Annotated in this window: 15 protein-coding genes; 8 read left to right on the top strand and 7 right to left on the bottom strand. The window is 57.9% G+C overall.

Annotated features, from left to right (window positions below; genetic code table 11):
- Positions 1–12 precede the first annotated feature (12 nt).
- From ACN0SW_RS07315 to ACN0SW_RS07305, 3 genes are all read right to left on the bottom strand, one after another.
- Positions 13–906 carry a DMT family transporter gene (locus ACN0SW_RS07315; protein ID WP_417727261.1) on the bottom strand — a complete coding sequence of 298 codons (894 nt, stop codon included), beginning with the start codon at positions 904–906 and terminating at the stop codon, positions 13–15.
- Between the two features lie 499 nt (positions 907–1,405).
- Positions 1,406–2,977, bottom strand: a complete 1,572-nt coding sequence (gene guaA, locus ACN0SW_RS07310; protein ID WP_417727260.1) for a glutamine-hydrolyzing GMP synthase — start codon at positions 2,975–2,977, stop codon at positions 1,406–1,408.
- A gap of 52 nt (positions 2,978–3,029) precedes the next feature.
- Positions 3,030–4,292 (bottom strand): OmpP1/FadL family transporter, encoded by a 1,263-nt coding sequence (locus ACN0SW_RS07305; protein WP_417727259.1) that lies wholly within the window; start codon positions 4,290–4,292, stop codon positions 3,030–3,032.
- A 322-nt stretch (positions 4,293–4,614) separates the two neighbouring features.
- Between ACN0SW_RS07305 and ACN0SW_RS07300 the strand changes: the two genes are divergently transcribed.
- Positions 4,615–6,162, top strand: coding sequence for a trimethylamine methyltransferase family protein (locus tag ACN0SW_RS07300; RefSeq protein ID WP_417727258.1), 1,548 nt, complete (start codon positions 4,615–4,617; stop codon positions 6,160–6,162).
- Between the two features lie 57 nt (positions 6,163–6,219).
- On the opposite strand, the gene ACN0SW_RS07295 is transcribed toward ACN0SW_RS07300, so the two are convergent.
- Complete coding sequence (locus tag ACN0SW_RS07295; RefSeq protein ID WP_417727257.1) at positions 6,220–6,519, bottom strand: DUF6477 family protein; 300 nt, start codon at positions 6,517–6,519, stop codon at positions 6,220–6,222.
- 238 nt (positions 6,520–6,757) lie between these two features.
- On the opposite strand from ACN0SW_RS07295, the gene ACN0SW_RS07290 reads away from it, so the two are divergent.
- The 3 genes from ACN0SW_RS07290 (at position 6,758) to lipA (ending at position 9,999) form a co-directional block, all read left to right on the top strand.
- The gene (locus ACN0SW_RS07290; RefSeq protein ID WP_417727256.1) at positions 6,758–7,876 is read left to right on the top strand and encodes a DUF6456 domain-containing protein; all 1,119 of its coding nucleotides are present in this window, start codon (positions 6,758–6,760) and stop codon (positions 7,874–7,876) included.
- Between the two features lie 70 nt (positions 7,877–7,946).
- Positions 7,947–8,933 carry a LysR substrate-binding domain-containing protein gene (locus ACN0SW_RS07285; protein WP_417727255.1) on the top strand — a complete coding sequence of 329 codons (987 nt, stop codon included), beginning with the start codon at positions 7,947–7,949 and terminating at the stop codon, positions 8,931–8,933.
- Positions 8,934–9,054: 121 nt separating this feature from the next.
- Positions 9,055–9,999 carry a lipoyl synthase gene (lipA, locus tag ACN0SW_RS07280; protein WP_417727254.1) on the top strand — a complete coding sequence of 315 codons (945 nt, stop codon included), beginning with the start codon at positions 9,055–9,057 and terminating at the stop codon, positions 9,997–9,999.
- Positions 10,000–10,158: 159 nt separating this feature from the next.
- Here lipA and ACN0SW_RS07275 read toward each other — a convergent pair whose 3' ends face one another.
- Complete coding sequence (locus ACN0SW_RS07275) at positions 10,159–10,728, bottom strand: YcbK family protein (RefSeq protein ID WP_417727253.1); 570 nt, start codon at positions 10,726–10,728, stop codon at positions 10,159–10,161.
- 327 nt (positions 10,729–11,055) lie between these two features.
- Between ACN0SW_RS07275 and ACN0SW_RS07270 the strand changes: the two genes are divergently transcribed.
- The 3 genes from ACN0SW_RS07270 (at position 11,056) to ACN0SW_RS07260 (ending at position 14,615) form a co-directional block, all read left to right on the top strand.
- Positions 11,056–12,681 (top strand): L,D-transpeptidase family protein, encoded by a 1,626-nt coding sequence (locus ACN0SW_RS07270; RefSeq protein WP_417727252.1) that lies wholly within the window; start codon positions 11,056–11,058, stop codon positions 12,679–12,681.
- A 465-nt stretch (positions 12,682–13,146) separates the two neighbouring features.
- Positions 13,147–13,407 carry an acyl carrier protein gene (locus ACN0SW_RS07265; protein ID WP_417727251.1) on the top strand — a complete coding sequence of 87 codons (261 nt, stop codon included), beginning with the start codon at positions 13,147–13,149 and terminating at the stop codon, positions 13,405–13,407.
- Positions 13,404–14,615 (top strand): beta-ketoacyl-[acyl-carrier-protein] synthase family protein, encoded by a 1,212-nt coding sequence (locus ACN0SW_RS07260; RefSeq protein WP_417727250.1) that lies wholly within the window; start codon positions 13,404–13,406, stop codon positions 14,613–14,615. The genes ACN0SW_RS07265 and ACN0SW_RS07260 overlap by 4 nt, the downstream gene beginning before the upstream one ends.
- A 56-nt stretch (positions 14,616–14,671) precedes the next feature.
- Here the strand turns inward: ACN0SW_RS07260 and ACN0SW_RS07255 are convergent, their stop codons facing one another.
- Positions 14,672–15,295 carry an invasion associated locus B family protein gene (locus ACN0SW_RS07255; RefSeq protein ID WP_417727249.1) on the bottom strand — a complete coding sequence of 208 codons (624 nt, stop codon included), beginning with the start codon at positions 15,293–15,295 and terminating at the stop codon, positions 14,672–14,674.
- 440 nt (positions 15,296–15,735) lie between these two features.
- Between ACN0SW_RS07255 and ACN0SW_RS07250 the strand changes: the two genes are divergently transcribed.
- Positions 15,736–17,295 carry a helicase HerA-like domain-containing protein gene (locus ACN0SW_RS07250; RefSeq protein ID WP_417727248.1) on the top strand — a complete coding sequence of 520 codons (1,560 nt, stop codon included), beginning with the start codon at positions 15,736–15,738 and terminating at the stop codon, positions 17,293–17,295.
- 126 nt (positions 17,296–17,421) lie between these two features.
- Here ACN0SW_RS07250 and ACN0SW_RS07245 read toward each other — a convergent pair whose 3' ends face one another.
- Positions 17,422–18,471: an ornithine cyclodeaminase gene (locus tag ACN0SW_RS07245; RefSeq protein ID WP_417727247.1), complete on the bottom strand. Its 1,050-nt coding sequence runs from the start codon at positions 18,469–18,471 to the stop codon at positions 17,422–17,424.
- Positions 18,472–18,479: the final 8 nt, after the last annotated feature.

Below are 18,479 nucleotides of genomic sequence, written 5' to 3'. Positions count from 1 at the left end.
AAGATAGCAATTTCAGGTGCTTTTGCGCGTTTCTTTCCAAAGATTCAGGTAATTTGCGCCGAAAATTACCATCGCACCAACGATCACAAATGCGTCAACAGGCTCGGCATAGATCAAAATACCGATGATCGCGATCACGGGCAGTCGCAAAAAGTCTACCGGAGTGACCAATGTGGCCGGGGCCAGAGACAGCGCCGTTGTCAGACAGAAATGCGCGAGCAGACCGGCGCAGCCAATCAGAATGAGCCACGGCGCAGAGGCCAGCGAAGGCAGCGCGATATCACCGTCAATCCCGGCGCAAATCAGCCCTAACACAATTTGAATCAGCGTCATCCAGAACAGGATGCAGGTCAGGGTTTCCGTCCGGGTGAGCCGCTTGGTCATGAGGATGGACCCCGCGAACCCCACCGCTGCGGTTGCCGCTGCAAGGGTGCCCATGCTGAATGTCTCCGGGCTCGGCCGCGCGACAATCAGGATGCCGACAAATCCGATCAACGCCGCCATTGCGCGGGTCGGCGTCAACCGCTCCCCTAAGAGGAGCGGTGACAGAACCAGCACCCATAGTGGCGCAGTGAATTCCAACGCAAAAACCTGCGCCAACGGGATCACGGTAATGGCGTAGAACCACAGGTTTTGACCGGCGAAATGGCTCAGATTTCGGATCAGATGGGTGCCGGGGCTGCGGGCGGTGATGGTCGCGGTCTGCCCTGTCAGGCGTGCCAGCGTGATCACGATGATGAACCCAACGATGCTGCGGTACATCATGATCTCGAATGTATCGAGTTCAAAGCTGACGGCGCGTCCCGCGACTGCCATCGACGAGAAAGAGATGACCGCCCCCAGCATCCACAACCCCGCGCGCAGCACGGCCCCCGGATCACGGGGCAGGGTGACACCGGACACCATTCAGCCGCACCACGCAACGTGTGACAGCACTGCTTTGGGGGCTGCGGGTCCCGTCGTCTGAACCGTCTGTCGTCGCGTGAAAGGCTCGGTTCGAATCACCGACCGGCTTCGGTCTTTCACTGACTGTCTCATGATGTGCGCCCTCGACGACCTTGATTCGAAACCGGCGCGACAGGGCCATGTCTCTTTTGGCCGGACCCTCGCATCCCGACCGACCGAAGTCCATCCGCAACACAAGGCTGGCGTGCGGTTCTGACCCAGCTTTGACCTTTCGGCGGTGGGGGCCGTCACCCGCCCGCGACGGCATTCTTTTGTCGCTGCGGTTGCGTACATTCTGGACGTGAAAATGTACGCTTTGTACACACGCGCACTGGCGCACGGCATCACCTTTGATGCGGTTTTTCGGGCCGGGTGTCATGATCCTAGCCACAAGCATCGCGCCGGGACCGTCTGAGGCACCTCGTTTGCTGTGCGCAGCGCCCCTAGAGGTGCGGCGCGCTCATTCCCATTCAATGGTGCCCGGTGGTTTCGATGTGATGTCATAGGTCACACGGTTTATGCCTTTGACTTCATTGATAATTCTTGTGGCTGTTTCGCCCAGAAACTCGTGACTGAACGGGTAATAATCTGCTGTCATCCCGTCGACACTTGTCACCGCCCGCAGCGCGCATGCAAAGTCATAGGTGCGCCCGTCGCCCATAACCCCCACGGTACGCACCGGCAGGATAGCGACAAACGCCTGCCAGATATCATCATATAGCCCATGTTTCCGGATTTGATCTATATATACCGCATCCGCCTTGCGCAGGATCGCCAGCTTTTCTCGGGTGATCTCTCCGGGACACCGGATCGCAAGGCCCGGACCGGGAAACGGATGCCGTCCGATGAAACTGTCCGGCAGGCCCAATTCACGCCCCAAAGCGCGCACTTCATCCTTGAAAAGTTCGCGCAATGGCTCGACCAGTTTCAGCCCCATCTTCTCGGGCAGACCGCCAACATTGTGGTGCGATTTGATCGTCACGGACGGGCCACCAGAGAATGAGACGCTCTCGATGACGTCAGGATAGAGCGTTCCCTGAGCCAGAAATTCGGCACCCTCGATCTCATTGGCGTGTTTCTGAAACACGTCAATGAACAGGCGGCCAATTATTTTTCTCTTTGTTTCTGGGTCGCTTACGCCATCAAGTTCACCTAGAAACAGCTCTGATTCATCGGCGTGGATGAGAGGAATGTTATAGTTGTCGCGAAACATTGCGACGACCTCTTGCGCTTCGTTCTGCCGCAGAAGACCGTGATCGACAAAAACGCAAGTGAGCTGATCGCCAATCGCTTCATGGATCAGCACGGCAGCGACAGAGCTGTCGACCCCGCCTGAAAGGCCGCAGATCACCCGCTTGTCGCCGACCTGTGCGCGGATCTTGGCAATCGCCTCTTCGCGGTAGGCCCCCATCGTCCAATCACCGGCAAAGCCCGCAAGCTTGATGAAATTCTCGTAGAGGCGCGCGCCGTTCGGCGTGTGGTGCACCTCGGGGTGGAACTGCACCGCGTAAAAGCGCCGGGCATGGTCGGCAGTGATCGCAAAAGGCGCGCCCGGCGAGGTGCCCAGAACCTCGAATCCCGGAGCGATTTCAGAGACATGGTCGCCATGGCTCATCCAGACCTGCTCGCGCCCGGCACCATCAGAGAACCAGCCTGCGACGAACTCGCTTTCGATCCCGGCCCCGGTCACAAAGGCACGCCCGAATTCGGCGGTGGCATGCTCTCCGGCCTCAACACGACCGCCCAGATCCTGCATCATGACCTGCTGGCCATAACAGATCCCTAGGATCGGCACGCCCAGATCATAGGCGGCCTTTGGCGGGCGCGGACTTCCGTCGCGCATCACGCTGTCGGGGCCCCCGGAAAAGATGATCGCGCGCGGCGACATCTCTTTCAGGAACGCGTCGGTCACGTTCTGATAGGGATGGATTTCACAATAGACATTCAGCTCGCGCAGGCGACGCGCAATCAACTGCGTCACCTGGCTGCCAAAGTCGATGATCAGGAGGCGGTCATGGGATATCTGGCTCATGTGCTGCCTAGTAATTGGCGTCCCGCCTCTGCGCAAGAGAAAGCATCGCGGCCTACCAACGATAGCTGAGGCCAGTGGCAATCTCGTTCTGATGCATTTGGATGCGTACAGGTTGCGCCACGCCCGTCAATGCCGGGTTTGTCCCGCTAAAGCTGTTGGAAAAGGCGTGGGTATAGGAAAAGGTAAAGGCCCATCGTTCGGTGATCCGGTAGGTGCCGCCAGCCGAAAGATGCCATTGTGGTGTGGCGGGGGCAATGGTGTTGATCACGACCTCGCCATCGTTGCCGATAAAGTCGGTCGAATAGCTGACGCCGGTGCGCAGCGTCAGCTTGTCCGTCTTGCGCCAGATCGCCGCGACCCGCAAAACATCGACATCTTTCCAGCCGAAACCCACGCCGTTTGTCGAACCGAGCGGCCCGCCCGGTGGTGCGCTCGGGTTGGCGATGGATGTCACATTGCCATAAAATATGCGCTGAACCTCACCGGTCACGGTCCAACGCGGTGCGGAGGCTGGCGTATAGGCCGCTCCAAGGGTCAGCATCGCGGGCACGTCGAATTCGCCGCCCCCGGCAAAGAGGCCGCGATACTTGCTGAATCGGGACATCTGGATTTCATTGCGGTAGGCTGCGCCAAAGGTCCATTGCGGGTTCGCCTCGTAGAGTAGTCCGAGATTCACGCCAAAGCCGGTGGACCAGTCATGGCCACGGTTGGAGACATCGCCCGGGCTGATCGAGAGGCCCGAGAAGGCCTGCAATCCCTGCGCCTTGAACCGTTGCACAGCAAGGATTGGTGAGATGCCCAAGGTCAGACGGTCATTCACCTGACGGGCATAACTCAGTGTGATGAACGCCTGTTCCAGATTGACCCCGAGCGGAGAAGATCCCGCACCCAATCCCGCAAAGAAATTGGTGTTGTATTCGGTGTTCATCCCTCCGTTGCCAAACACGAATGCACCAAGTGACGAGCGCTCGTTTAGCTTCCAGTTTGCACCGCCGCAGGGGATCAGGAATACATCGTTCTCGCTTTTATGAGTGCCCGGCGTCAGTGGCCCGCCGGGGGCGATCTGCACTTCGCGATTGGGTGCGAAGGTGGTCAGGCAGAATCCCGCTTGATTGCCCACCTTTACGCCTGTGGCCGGGTTCTGGGCCATGCCCAAAACACCCGTCGATACGGCCACGCCCGCGCCTGCCATGCTCTTGGATTGGCCACCATAGCCGTTCGCAAAATACCCGTTAGTCGCAAAGGCAGGCCCGACAAATGCACAGGCGGTCAACACGGCGCAAGCTGTGGCCCGCAGGCCGAAACGTATTCTCATATCAAAGTCTATCCTTCGTTCCGCGCGAGTTGGCCGCATTTGCTCGTTTGATCGCAAAGTTTTCAAAGCCAAGATCAGGGCGCTGCGAAATTGAAGAACAGCCCCTTACTTCGGGATTTGCGAAATTAAAATGTCATTCACTTTTCTGCGACCCGTCTGCAAGCCCTGAAGAGTTAAAATGATGCATGTGACGTGTCGCTTTTTCCCCTCAATCGCCGGAATCCTCGCCTGCAGGGGGCAGGCAAACAGGTATGACGGAACGAGACCTGCCGCATGGCGGGAGCATTGGCTATCGCAATTGACCATATCAAAGGGTGCATCCATGTCAGAAGCAGCAGTAAGCAGCAGGCGGTCCCGGGGCGGCGGTGGTGCCGCACGTCGCGCCGAGCGCACCGCCGTGAGCGTCGAAACCGCACGCTATATCGAGCGTAATATCCCCAATTTCGAAGTTTTGACCGAAGAGGCGCTCGAAATCATCGAAGCCAATGCCGAAATCATTCTTGAAGAGGTCGGGGTCAACTTCGTTGAAAACCCTGCCGCTCTGGAGCGGTGGCGCAATGCCGGTGCAGATGTTCAAGGCGAGCGGGTGCGCATTCCGCGCGGTCTGGCACGTCAACTCTGCGCAACAGCGCCTTCACGTATCATCCAGCACGCCCGCAACCCAGAGCGCACTGTCGAGATTGGCGGTAAATCCCTTGTGTTGGCCCCGGTTTACGGCCCGCCCTTTGTGCGCGACATGGAAGGTGGTCGTCGGTATGCCACGATGGAGGATTTCCGCAAATTCGTGAAGCTGGGCTATATGTCGAAATGGCTGCACCATTCTGGTGGCACAGTCTGTGAGCCGACCGACATTCCGGTCAACAAACGGCACCTCGACATGCTGCTGGCGCATATGACCCTCTCGGACAAGCCATTTATGGGCTCTGTGACAGAACCCAGCCGGGCGCAAGACAGCGTGGATATGTGCAATATCCTGTTCGGTGCCGATTTCGTGCAGCAGAACACGGTGATGACCAGCCTTATCAACGTCAACTCTCCGATGACGTTTGACGATGTGATGATGGGCTCGCTCGAGGTGTATGCCGCCAATAATCAGGCCTGCATTCTCTCGCCCTTCATTGTCGGCGGGGCCATGGCGCCGGTCAGCGTAGCGGGCACCCTGACGCAAGTGCTGGCCGAGGTTCTGGCCGGTATTGCCTATAGCCAATTGGTGCGCCCCGGAGCGCCGATGATCTTTGGCGCTTTTGTGACCTCGATCGACATGAACTCGGGTGCGCCGACCTTTGGCACGCCTGAAGCCGCGCATATCACCTATGGGGCGGGACAATTGGCGCGCCGTCTGGGGTTGCCGTTCCGGTCGTCAGGATCGTTCAATGGCTCCAAACTGCCGGATGCGCAGGCGGCCTATGAGACCGCCAACAGCCTGAACGTCGGGCTTCTGGCGGGTGTGAACTTCATGTTGCACGCCTGCGGCTGGCTCGAAGGCGGTCTAGTATCCTCTTTCGAGAAATTCGTGATGGATGCCGATCAACTGGGCACGCTGCATTATCTCGCGCGCGGGGTTCCAATGGACGAAGATGCGCAGGCGATGGATGCGATCCGCGAAGTGGGTCCGGGTGGGCATTATCTGGGCTGTGCCCACACGCAGGCGAATTTCAAATCGGCCTTCTGGCGCTCGGATCTTTTGGATTACAAACCGTTCGAGACGTGGGCGGATGAAGGTGAGCGCGACACGATGGTTCTGGCCAACGCGCGCGTCAAAAAGATGCTTGCTGATTATCAGCAGCCCGCGCTCGATCCGGACATTGCCGAGGCGCTTGCAGCCTATGTTGCCAAGCGCAAGGCAGAGATGCCCGACGCCTTCGGCTAAGCTGGCCACATTCCAATCTGTCAAAGCGCGTCGCGGTTTTCGCGGCGCGCTTTGCTATTAGGCTTCGACCAGCGCGGGGGGCGTGCAGGCCAACCGCGCCTCGCCCATCATTGCGATCAGAATGTCGACATGGCGCGCGGGCGAATACCCCGCGGCGCAAGTGTGCCGGTCCTGTTCCAGCGTGGCCTCGGTCTCGATCAGGCGGCTCAGTGCCGTTGTGCTGGAGGGAAGGGCACCATCGCGCATGAACCGGCGTAGATGCACCTCTCGGTGATAATCCTCTAGGCCAATGCGCGCGGCGCGGATCAAGAGAGGCGGGCGGCGCAGCGCCCTAAGTGTGCCAAGTACGTCCTGCATGCGGGGCTCCTTTGATTGAGTGCCTCCTTAATTGCATGGCTGTGAGGGCTGTTGCGTCAGGGTCTGGATCGCCGCGCGCAGGGATTTGGATTTGTTTACGATTTGTCAATGAAGGTTGCATTTCTGGAAACAATTAACGAACCGGTAATCTTTGCACTCTTAAGTTGTGGATAACTCTGTGGGTAAAACACCGGGCCGCAATCCGGTGCCGTATGGCTGAAATTTTGGGGGACTGACGATGCACGAGGGCTATGCATTCAAGACCAGTTTGCAAGAGGTCCCGTCTTGGGTGCCCGAAGCCGCGCTGCACTATCTGGCTCATACCGAAGCAGGCGCGCCCATACGGGCGTTGGCGCGGCGGGCGGGGAGACATGCCTCGACCGTCATGCGCCAGATACGCGCATTTGAAACACGGCGCGACGATCTGCTGGTTGATGAGGCGCTGCGGCGGCTTGGTCAACGAGTGAGCCACGACAAGACGCCCGGTTCTCCTGCCAAGGAGGCTCCGATGACATCTCTGACCATTACGGCGCAAGACGACGCGCTTCAGTTGACCGAATCCCGCTTGAAATCCGAGGCCCGGCGCGTTTTGCGCCGCCTTTGTGAGGCAGGGGCGTTTCTGGCAGTTTCGGCAGAGATGGATAAGGCTGTTGTGCTTCGCGACGGTGGCAGCGGTCAGCCGTCGCGGACTGCGGTGGTTGAACGGGAAGTGGCCGAGGCCATGGCGCTCAAGGGATGGGTCGCCTGTGATCGCCCAGGGCGGATTGCATGCTACCATGTGACCGCCACAGGACGCAACGCGCTGAGCTTGATGCTGGCTGAAGCCGAAAATCAGGCCAGCGGCCTAGGAGATGGACCAATCGTGCTGCCTGGCCGAGAGAGCCTGCACGCGGAGTCAGAGGCGACGGGTCGGCGGCTGCGCTATGGGGTGGTGGAATCGCCACTGATCGCCTTGGCGCGGAGGCGTGACAAGGACGGTGGCCGCTTTTTGTCGCAGGATCTGGTGCGCGCAGGGGAACGGCTGCGCGAGGACTTTGAACTGGCCCAGATGGCACCACGAGTTACTCAGAATTGGGACCAGTTTCTTAGCCATGTCGATAAGCAGGGGCGCCCGACCGAACCAAGGTGCTATGACGCCCAGACCGCGCGTGCGCGGGTCATGGGCGCCCTGCGAGAGCTTGGGCCGGGGTTAGGCGATGTGGTGCTGCGGTGCTGCTGTTACATGGAAGGGCTGGAGCGCGCCGAGAAGAAAATGGGATGGTCCGCACGCTCGGGCAAGATCGTGCTTCGGATCGCTTTGCAACGGCTCAAGCGGCATTACGAAGGGCTTGGCGATGCCGGTGGCATGATTGGCTAGAGGGCTGGCAAATCGGCGGCTTGATATAATTCAACCTTGCAGAAAGAGCTTGGTGCGATAACACTACGTTATGAACATCACCCTGCGACAACTCAGCTATTTCAAGGCCCTCGCCGAGCAACGCAACTTTGGGCGTGCGGCGGAGGTGGTCAATATCTCGCAACCCGCGCTCTCGGTTCAGATCAAGGAATTGGAAAACACCTTGGGTCAAAAACTGGTGGAACGGCGTGCGCGCGACGTTGTTCTCACTCCGTTTGGCCGGTTGATCTTGGCGCATTCGGCCCGCGTTTTGGATGAGATGCAGGCGCTCAGCGAGGCCGCCCGTTGGCAAGGCGGGCTCGCCGGGCGGCTGTCACTCGGGATCATACCGACCATTGCGCCCTATATTCTGCCCGGAGTGCTTGAGGCGTTGCGCAGTCGCGATATCTCGCTTGACGTGCAGGTGCGCGAGGCCAAGACAGATCAGTTGATAGCGGATATTCAGCATGGTCAGCTTGACGCGGCGATCTTGGCCCGCCCGGTTGCTGCCGAAGGTTTGAGCGAGCGATTGCTCTTTGAGGATCGTTTCCTACTAGCCGGGACAGAGGTGCGGTTGGCGGCATTGGGGCAGGGGGCCGAAGCATTGCGACCCATCTCGCTGGCTCATAGCCCGCTCTTGTTGCTTGAGGACGGGCATTGCCTGACCGATCAAGCGTTGGAGGTTTGCGGGCGTGGTCGTGGGCATGCGCAGATTGACATGGGAGCCTCTTCGCTTGGCACGCTGTCGCGGTTGGTGGCTGCGGGGTTCGGTCTGACGCTCATGCCCGAAATTGCGGCTGCAACCGAGGTGGGTGCTGCACCGGGCATCCAACTGCGCCGTTTTGCCCCGCCAGAGCCTGCGCGCCAGATTGTATTGGTGCGCCGCCATAGCACACATGACGAAGTCTGGTTCGAAAAGCTGGCCGAGGTGTTGGAGGTGGTGGGGCTGGGACTCATTGCGCTTGCGCGCGCAGATGTATCAGAAACGCGGCCTGCGTCAGAATTGACGCAGGCCGACCTTCACAGGGACACTCACTAAGCGCGATGGTCACTCTTTACCCATGATGCAGGCGCCGGGAAGCGGCGCTGCGTACTGGCACTCTCCATCGCTATGATTTATACTAGCTAAGCGTTACCAAACTATTCGCGGGGAAAAATTCGTGCGCGATCTCAAACTGCCCGACCAACGTCATCCTGAAAAAGCGCATCGTCCCGACAATGCGCAGCCGCGCAAGCCAGACTGGATCCGTGTCAAGGCCCCGACCGGCAAAGCTTATTTCGAAACCCACCGAATTATGCGCGAGCATAAACTGGTAACAGTTTGCGAAGAGGCCGGGTGCCCCAACGCCGGCGAATGCTGGAGTCAGGGGCACGCCACTATGATGATTATGGGCGAGATCTGTACGCGCGGCTGCACATTTTGCAACGTGGCAACCGGCAAGCCGCAGACCCTTGATGCATTCGAGCCGGGACGGGTGGCGGATGCCGTTTCAAAGCTGGGACTGAAGCATGTGGTCGTCACCAGTGTCGACCGTGATGACCTTGAGGATGGTGGGGCAGAGCATTTTGCCCAGACGATCAGAGCAATACGGCACCGGGCACCCGGCACGACGATTGAGATTCTGACGCCCGACTTTCTGCATTGCGACGACAGTGTTCTGGAAGCCGTAGTGGCGGCCAAACCCGACGTCTTCAATCACAATCTGGAGACCGTGCCCGGGCTCTACCCATCCGTGCGTCCGGGCGCGCGGTATTTCCATTCGCTGCGCCTTTTGCAGAGAGTAAAGGAATTGGACCCTACCATGTTCACCAAATCGGGCATCATGGTGGGTCTCGGCGAGGATCGGCAGTCTGTGCATCAGGTGATGGACGATATGCGTGCCGCCGGGATAGATTTTTTGACCATTGGTCAATATCTGCAACCCACGCCCAAGCATCATGCGGTCGATCGCTTTGTGCATCCTGATGAGTTTGCCGCCTATGAAAAGGCAGCCTATGGCAAGGGGTTCCTGATGGTGTCAGCTTCGCCGTTGACGCGGTCGAGCTATCATGCGGGCGATGATTTTTCTCAGTTGCAGGCGGCGCGAAACGCTAAGTTCGCCTGAGAGTCTGACCAACTTATCGTTTCAGATCACATCCGGCGTTTTTCGTCGGATGGTTCTGAGTGCATGCCAAGAAGGAATGCGGCGCGCTGCTTGATGTGAACCTTGCAAAAAAAGACCGGCGCTTCGGCCGGTCCGGTCATCATTTTGTTTGATCGCTGATCAGCGTCCCCAGGTCCGCACTGGGCCGCAATCCATATGAACGAAATTGCTGCCTGAGTAACGCCCGACGCCGCCGCCACCGCAGGCGACGCCCGCACGATAGATCTGGCTGACAGAGCGGCTTCCCAAACGCAGGTCGGCAGCTTCGCCGACCATATGACGGGAGTTGCGTGCCACACCGCTCGACCGGCTGCGCAGCATGGCATTGGTTTGCGGGCTGCGGTAGCCACTGAGCATTGTATAAGGCTCTGTCGCGTCCAGTAGGTTGTGGCTGGCCGCCATAATGTCGATGGTTCGAATGTCGATGTCACGCACCTGATTGGTCCGCCAATCGCGCATGAAGAGTGAAATTTCGCGCACTGCCTCTTTGAGGTAATCGCCCTCGATCCAGTAGATTGTATCGAGTCGTTCGCCAGTGCGGGGTGAAACGAGGCGAATTCGGCGGATATCACCCGCGCCTCGCAGGAAGCCTGCTGCGTTCGAGAAAGTCGGAGCCGCAGCCACTGCAGTGGCGGCAAACGCCAACAACACGCCACGCCGCGAAATGCCAGTTGAACTGAATTTTGTCATTGTTTCAATCGCCTGTCCCGTCGCCTACCTATGGTCGCTGTCCCGCGACTTTGTCTTATCGTCCCCAAACGTGTGGTGTTTATTGCACAATGAGAATCGATGACCAAGTCCTGTTTTTACGCTTCGAAGATCGTTCAAGTGGTTTCGGCGGGTTTTCGCGCATTATTTTTTCTATGTGGCAGCAATGCGCATACCCCGCAGCATTTTCGCCGCACTCACGTTGTAGTTTTCCAAGGTGACATGCATTTCTTAGTAAAAAATTGAGAGCGCCATGTTTTCCTGACTATAGTGCCCTGACATGGAAATTCGCGATCTAGAGGTGGTACAATGAACTTGGCGCTCAGCCGCAGGCGTTCCGGATATGGGGGTTGGTCCGTCTCTTTCGGTTTGATAGCTGTCTTGGCGACGCTTGCATTTGCCATGCCAGCCGTCGCGCAGGTGATGGCATTTCGTCAGGCTGTCGCAGAAGCGGCGGCAGAAGATCGTGATCTTGCTGCATTCTATCAGGGAAATGAATACCGCCCGGTCTGGACCGGGCAAGACGAAGAACATCGCGCACGCAGGCAAGCGCTTGTGCGGGCGTTGGCGCAGGTCAAGGTCCACGGATTGCCGACAGGGCGCTATGATCTTGACGGGTTGATGGCTGCGATGACGAAGGCGCGCTCTTTGCGGGATCTGGGCCTTGTTGAGATCGCGCTGAGCCATGCCTATCTGCAATATGCCCGCGACGTGCAGTCTGGCATTCTTGTTCCATCGCGCGTCGATAGCGATATCAAGCGTGAGAGCGTTCTTCGAGAGACCTCTGCGCTGATGTTGGATGTCCTGTCTGGGGATCCTGTCAAGGTCATGCGGAATTTGCCGCCGCGCAGCAATGAATACGCTCGACTGCTCCGGGAAAAATTGCGTCTGGAAAATCTGATATCCCAAGGCGGTTGGGGGCCAACCGTTTCGGCAGAAAAACTGCGACCGGGTGATGCAGGTCAAGCGGTTATTGCCCTGCGTAACCGGTTGATCGCAATGGGCTATATCACGCGTAGTGCCGCGCAGACCTATGATGCGCGTCTACAAGAGGCCGTTCAGGCGTTTCAAGCGGACCATGGGCTCGAGACTGATGGTGTCGCGGGACCGTCCACTCTGGCGGCTCTGAATATGTCGGCATCCATGCGTTTGAAATCCATAATCGTTGCAATGGAGCGCGAGCGGTGGTTGACGGACGACCGTGGCCAACGGCACATCCTTGTGAACCTGACCGATTTCAGTGCGCGTATTCTGGACGATGATCAGGTCACATTTATGACCCGTGCTGTGATTGGCAAGAATGGCAGCGGTCGGCGCAGCCCGGAATTTTCGGATGAAATGGAACATATGGTGGTCAATCCAACCTGGCATGTTCCGTATTCGATCGCCGTCAATGAATATTTGCCTCAGATGCAGCGCAATGCTGGCGCGGCTTCGCATCTTAAGCTCTATAACCGTAACGGTCGCGAAGTCAGCCGGGGCGCGGTTGATTTCGGGGCTTATAACGCGCGCAATTTTCCGTTCGCCATCAAGCAACCACCGTCAGAGCGCAATGCGCTTGGTCTGGTAAAGTTCATGTTTCCGAACAAATACAACATTTACCTGCACGATACGCCACAGAAGGCCTTGTTCGATCTGGAAAAGCGCGATTTCAGCCACGGGTGCATCCGTTTGCACCAACCATTCGATTTCGCCTATGCGCTTCTGTCCAAGCAGGAGAGTGATCCGAAGGAATATTTTCAGTCGGTCCTCGATACGCGGCGCGAAACCTATGTCCAGCTTGAACAGCATGTTCCGATTCATATCATCTATCGCACAGCGTTCACCCAGGCGCAGGGGCGGACGCAGTACCGCGGTGATGTGTATGGGCGCGACGGGCGGATTTGGGACGCTCTCGAAAAGGCTGGTGTTTTGCTCGACGCGGTTCAGGGATAAAATTCTGTTCTACAGAAGAGGTGTTACATGGCCGAAGGCATTTAACCGGTCGGCACCGCGCTTGGGGCATAATCTGATAGTGTAATGGAAATAGAGAGCGATGCGATTGCAGTGTTTGCTCGACCCGGGCGGCGGGGTTTTGCAGTAGCCATAGTTTGGCTCCGATCGCGGCGTTTTGGGATATGGTGCGGTGCAAAACCCGCATGCAGTCACAAAGCTCAGCAGATCATTGGCGAAAATGCGCCATTGGATGCGAAACCATGGTTCTATCAAGCATTGCGACGCGTCGTAGGATGGCGATCTATCCGCTATAAAGATGGAACTCGCGGTTGCGGTATTCAAAGACCTATGTTCCCGCAAAAGATTGTTTGACGCTGTAGCCGATCGTGAAAAAACTGTTACAAAACCGACGCACAAGAGCTGACAACCCGCCCGATCCTGGGCGACAGAATGAGAGACTTTGCCATGAGCAGCATTCAGGACCGTGTCATCGCCATTATCGCCGAACAGGCCGTGCTGGAACCCGCAGATGTAACCTTGGACAGCACGCCCGAAGACTTGGGTATCGATAGTCTTGGGCTGGTCGAGAGTATTTTTGCCATTGAAGAGGCTTTCGACATCTCGGTTCCCTTTAATGCGAATAACCCCACTGAGAGCGATTTTGACATATCTTCGGTGCGCTCGATTATCGCGGGTATTGAGCGGCTGGTCGCGGAGCAATCGTGAAACGTGTTGTCATTACGGGTGCGGGCACGATCAACCCGCTTGGTGCCGGTGTTCCCAGCACGCTTGAGGCAATGCGTGAGGGGCGCTGTGGGATTTCTGATCTGGAGTTTCAGGATGTAGAGCGCCTCTCGATACGCATTGGGGGGCAGGTCAAGAATTATGATCCTGAGGCGCAGTTCAATCGGCAACAGTTGGCGCTTTTTGACCGCTTCACCCAATTCACCCTGATTGCCGCGCGACAGGCAATCGCGCAAGCTGGGTTAGAGTTCACGGGTGAGCTGGCCGCAAAGGCGGGGGTGATCCTTGGCAATTCGGGCGGGGGAATGACCACGCTCGATGAAAATTACCGCTCGGTCTATGAAGAGGGCAAAAATCGCGTGCATCCATTCGTGGTGCCCAAGCTGATGAACAATGCGGCGGCCTCGCATCTCTCGATGGAATTCAACCTCATGGGGCCGACGTTTACAGTCTCGACGGCCTGCGCGTCATCCAACCATGCGATGGCGCAAGCCTTTCAGATGGTACATGGCGGGATCACACCGGTGATGATTACAGGCGGCTCCGAGTCGATGTTGTGTTTCGGTGGCGTCAAGGCATGGGAGGGGCTTCGCGTTATGTCGCGTGACGCCTGCCGTCCGTTCTCGGCCAATCGCAACGGTATGGTGCAGGGCGAGGGGGCGGCAATCTTTGTTTTTGAAGAGCTGGAGCATGCCCGCAAACGCGGCGCAGAGATCCTTGCCGAAGTTGCGGGATTTGCCATGACTTCGGATGCTTCTGATATTGTCATGCCCTCAAAACAGGGGGCCGCGCGGGCCATCGTCGGCGCGCTTAATGATGCACGGGTCAACCGCGAGGACGTGGGCTATATCAACGCTCATGGGACGGGTACGGCCGCCAATGACAAGACCGAGAGCGCCGCAGTTGCGGATGTCTTTGGACATCATGCCGACCGGTTGATGATTTCATCGACCAAATCCATGCATGCGCATCTGATCGGCGGTACCGGCGCCGTTGAACTGCTGGCTTGTATTATGGCGCTGCGCGACGGGATTGTCGCGCCCACCATCGGATATGAAGAGCCCGACCCGGAATGCGCGCTCGATGTGGTGCCTAATGTGGCACGCGAAGCGCGGGTTGATGTGGCACTGAGCAATGCTTTTGCCTTTGGCGGACTCAATGCCGTGCTCACGCTAAAGCGATTTAGCTGACCGCAAAAAAAACGCCGCCCCGAGGGGCGGCGCATTCTATCGGCCTGTGCCTGATTTCACTGCTGGAGCACCGATGCTTGGTCAAAAGCGGCGGTGAACCCCTTGAGTGAGGCGTCAATACGAACCTTTTGATCCGGGGCCTGCGCCGGTACGATCTCGACCGTGACCTTGACGCCGCGCTTCATCGCGTTGACGTCTTCTTGCGTCAGACCAATGCGTGCGAAACACCCGGCCATCGTGCAAAAGGAATAGGCGTAGCTTTTGGCGTTGCCATTATCGACGGACAACTTGATTTCCTCAGTCAGCAATGTGCCTAGGGGGGCTGCTACGGTCGCGCCAGCGACGATCGGCGAACCCTCGGGCAAACGATATATGCTGAATTCCGCCACTGGGTTGCCGCCGCTTTCGGTCAGCAACTGGTACATTTGACAAAGATCCTCTTGTCCCTCAACGCCTGTCCGAAAGCATTTGATCTGCCAGTCGTCGTGGGTGGATTTTATGTAAGACGGGTCCACCTGAACTGGGCGTCCAGTGTCAAGGCCGACCCCGACATTGCCATTTTCCGTCTGGGCCGCATCAGCCTCGGGTGCAGGGGCGGGCTGTGTGGCTTCTTGCGCACTCAGGGCGCTGCCCAAGGCCAGAAACGCCGCAATGGAAAGGCTCGTCAGAAGTTTAGGCATCATTTCCCCATGTCGTTCTGTTGCTCTTTCGCGCTTTAGCATGGCACGCAGAGAGTGTCAGGAGCAAAACTGTAAAATGACCACATGGCCAGCAGCTTTGTGCCGGCGCGGAGCGGCGGAGATCGTGCAAGGCCGCTATGCTGCGTTGCAGGGCTTGCCACAAAAAGAAAGAGGCCTTGCGGCCTCTTTCTACGTTTCTCCCCGTCGGACTGGCCGACTTAGTTATTACGCCAAACGCTAGGGCAGAAGCTGTCACCCGTCAACAGGGAAGGTCGCAAAATAGCGAAAAAAGGCCGCACCTTAGGGGCGCGGCCAGTCTGACAGGGAGGAAGTCACCCGCAAGCAGAGGACAATCGGCCCCGGGCATGAATTCACACTGGCATGAAAGGGTTAATTAAGTATGGTCTCCTCGTGACTTTTTCTGGACAGGGGGTGTGAGAGTGCAGACTTCGATTTTCGTGGGGGGCGGTGGTGCGGATTACGCAGCGCCTCAGGAACTCTTGCTGAAATATGGCAATCGCCATGGCCTCGTTGCGGGGGCGACCGGTACGGGTAAGACCGTGACGTTGCAGGTTCTTGCCGAAGGGTTTTCAGATGCCGGTGTGCCGGTCATCCTGTCGGACATCAAAGGGGATGTATCGGGCATGGCCGTGGCTGGCAGCCCTGACAACAAACTGCATACAGCCTTCACTGAACGTGCCCAGAAAATAGGCTTTGACGCGTTCAGATACGATACGTTTCCGGTGATCTTCTGGGACCTCTTCGGTGAACAGGGGCATCCGGTCCGCACAACATTGGCCGAAATGGGCCCGCTTTTGTTGTCGCGCCTGATGGGCTTGTCCGATGCGCAGGAGGGCGTGCTCAATATTGCTTTTCGTGTGGCGGATGAAGAGGGCTTGCCGCTGCTCGATCTCAAGGATCTGCAGGCTCTGCTGACATGGGTCGGCCAGAACGGTGCCGAGCTTTCGTTGCGCTATGGCAATGTGGGCGCGTCCTCGGTCGGGGCCATCCAGCGCGCCCTTTTGGTTCTTGAAAATCAAGGCGGGGCGCATTTCTTTGGCGAGCCTGCGTTGGCACTCGAAGACCTTATGCGGCTAACCCCCGAAGGGCGCGGCTATGTCAATATCCTCGCCGCTGATCGGCTGATCAATTCCCCCCGTCTTTATGCGACATTCCTTCTTTGGCTGTTGAGCGAGCTTTTCGAGACCTTGCCCGAAGTCGGGGATGTCGAGAAGCCAAAGCTGGTATTCTTCTTTGACGAGGCGCATTTGCTCTTTGATGATGCGCCCAAGGCCTTGGTTGACAAGGTCGAGCAAGTGGCGCGGCTCATTCGGTCAAAAGGGGTGGGGGTCTATTTCATCACCCAAAATCCTGATGATGTTCCAGAGGATATTCTTGGTCAGCTTGGTAACAGGTTCCAGCATGCGCTGCGTGCCTTTACCGCGCGGGATCAAAAGGCGCTCAGCCGTGCCGCAGAGACCTATCGACCCAATCCACGTTTTGACACTGTCGAGGCGATCCGTGATGTCGGTGTAGGAGAGGCGGTGACCTCGATGCTGCAGAACAAGGGCGTGCCGGGGGTGGTGGAGCGCACACTGATCCGGCCCCCGGCGACACAGCTTGGCCCGTGCGACCCGGCAACCCGACGCGCGGTGATTGCAGCCTCGCCGGTGGCAGGGAAATACGAGGTGACGGTTGATCGCAATTCGGCCCATGAAATGCTGGCAGCACGGGCCGAAGCCGCAGCGAAAGAGGCCGAAGAGGCAGAGGCGCGGATCGCACAAGAGGCGGCCGCAGCAGAACTTGCCGACGAACGTGAGCGCGAATTCAAGACGGCACGACGCTATTCCGGCGGAACAAGTTCGGGGCGCAGCCGACGGGCTGCTGAGCCGGACAGCTTTGGGGGCGCACTTGCATCTGCCGTGATGAAAGAGCTCAAGGGCACCACGGGGCGCCGCATTGTGCGTGGTATTTTGGGGGGGCTCTTCAAGGGGCGCTGAGGGATTTAGACCATTCTTCTCGAAATTGACCCAAACCAAACTCTTGGAGCTTATCGGTGTTTCAGCAAAAACCGATAAGCTCTGGCCCTTTGCGATCTTTCATTCCCGCGCTGAGCGCTCCACGTTTCAGCTGGCGGCGCGCTGCAGCATGCCAAAAAGATCGCGTGGATCGTCTGGGTCTGCCAGAAGGTCGAGATCCAGAAAAAGGTCCGTGCCCGCAATATGATCCCGCACATAGCGCAGGGCAGAGAAGTCTTCGATTGCAAACCCAACACTGTCAAAAAGTGTGATTTCATCCGGGCGGGTGCGCCCTTTTGCTGTGCCGTTGATCACCTGCCATATCTCGGTCACCGGATGATCGGGGGCAAGTTGCTGGATCTCACCCTCGATCCGCGTCTGTTCCGGGTATTCGACAAAGATCGTCGAACGTTGCAGGACACCGGGCGCCAGTTCGGTCTTGCCCGGACAATCACCTCCGATGGCGTTGATATGCACGCCAGCGCCAACCATGTTTTCGGTCAAAATCGTGGCATATTGCTTGTCTGCCGTGCAGGTGGTGATGATTTGTGCGCCTTCCATACTCTCTTCGGCCGAAGAGCATGCAACAACCTCAAGACCCAAGCCACTCAGGTTGCGCACGGCCTTGGCGGTGGCGGCGGGATCAATGTCATAGAGGCGTACAGATTTCAGTCCACAGATCGCTTTCATTGCCAAGGTTTGGAATTCTGATTGCGCGCCGTTGCCGATCATTGCCATTGTATCTGCGCCTTTGGGGGCGAGGTATTTTGCCACCATGGCAGAGGTGGCCGCAGTGCGCAGGGCTGTAAGCACCGTCATCTCAGAGAGCAGGACAGGATAGCCATTGCCGACATTGGCCAAAAGGCCAAAGGCGGTGACGGTCTGCAAGCCCTCATGAGTGTTCTTGGGGTGGCCATTGACGTATTTGAACCCGTATACCTCGCCATCGGACGTAGGCATAAGCTCGATCACCCCTTCGGCGGAATGACTGGCAATGCGAGGCGTTTTGTCAAAGAGTTCCCAACGCCTGAAGTCCGCCTCGATATATGTGGCAAGACCGCGTAACATCGGGTCTATGCCGATGTGATGCACCAGTTTCATCATGTTATCGACGGAAACAAAAGGCACTAACGCCTTATCGGAAGGGGCAAGCGTCATCGCAGGTA

Source organism: Roseovarius sp. (genome assembly GCF_048262375.1).
Taxonomy (GTDB): Bacteria; Pseudomonadota; Alphaproteobacteria; order Rhodobacterales; family Rhodobacteraceae; genus Roseovarius.
The sequence above is the reverse complement of the archived record's forward strand: the minus strand, read 5'-3'. Positions and strand labels throughout refer to the sequence as shown.

Excerpts from the sequence above, each read along its gene's own strand:
- ACN0SW_RS07275 (WP_417727253.1), bottom strand. The coding sequence starts at position 10,728 with ATGACAAAATTCAGTTCAACTGGCATTTCGCGGCGTGGCGTGTTGTTG.
- ACN0SW_RS07255 (WP_417727249.1), bottom strand. The coding sequence starts at position 15,295 with ATGCCTAAACTTCTGACGAGCCTTTCCATTGCGGCGTTTCTGGCCTTG.
- guaA (WP_417727260.1), bottom strand. The coding sequence starts at position 2,977 with ATGAGCCAGATATCCCATGACCGCCTCCTGATCATCGACTTTGGCAGC.
- ACN0SW_RS07245 (WP_417727247.1), bottom strand. The coding sequence starts at position 18,471 with ATGACGCTTGCCCCTTCCGATAAGGCGTTAGTGCCTTTTGTTTCCGTC.
- ACN0SW_RS07305 (WP_417727259.1), bottom strand. The coding sequence starts at position 4,292 with ATGAGAATACGTTTCGGCCTGCGGGCCACAGCTTGCGCCGTGTTGACC.
- ACN0SW_RS07295 (WP_417727257.1), bottom strand. The coding sequence starts at position 6,519 with ATGCAGGACGTACTTGGCACACTTAGGGCGCTGCGCCGCCCGCCTCTC.
- ACN0SW_RS07315 (WP_417727261.1), bottom strand. The coding sequence starts at position 906 with ATGGTGTCCGGTGTCACCCTGCCCCGTGATCCGGGGGCCGTGCTGCGC.
- ACN0SW_RS07270 (WP_417727252.1), top strand. The coding sequence starts at position 11,056 with ATGAACTTGGCGCTCAGCCGCAGGCGTTCCGGATATGGGGGTTGGTCC.
- ACN0SW_RS07300 (WP_417727258.1), top strand. The coding sequence starts at position 4,615 with ATGTCAGAAGCAGCAGTAAGCAGCAGGCGGTCCCGGGGCGGCGGTGGT.
- ACN0SW_RS07265 (WP_417727251.1), top strand. The coding sequence starts at position 13,147 with ATGAGCAGCATTCAGGACCGTGTCATCGCCATTATCGCCGAACAGGCC.
- ACN0SW_RS07285 (WP_417727255.1), top strand. The coding sequence starts at position 7,947 with ATGAACATCACCCTGCGACAACTCAGCTATTTCAAGGCCCTCGCCGAG.
- ACN0SW_RS07290 (WP_417727256.1), top strand. The coding sequence starts at position 6,758 with ATGCACGAGGGCTATGCATTCAAGACCAGTTTGCAAGAGGTCCCGTCT.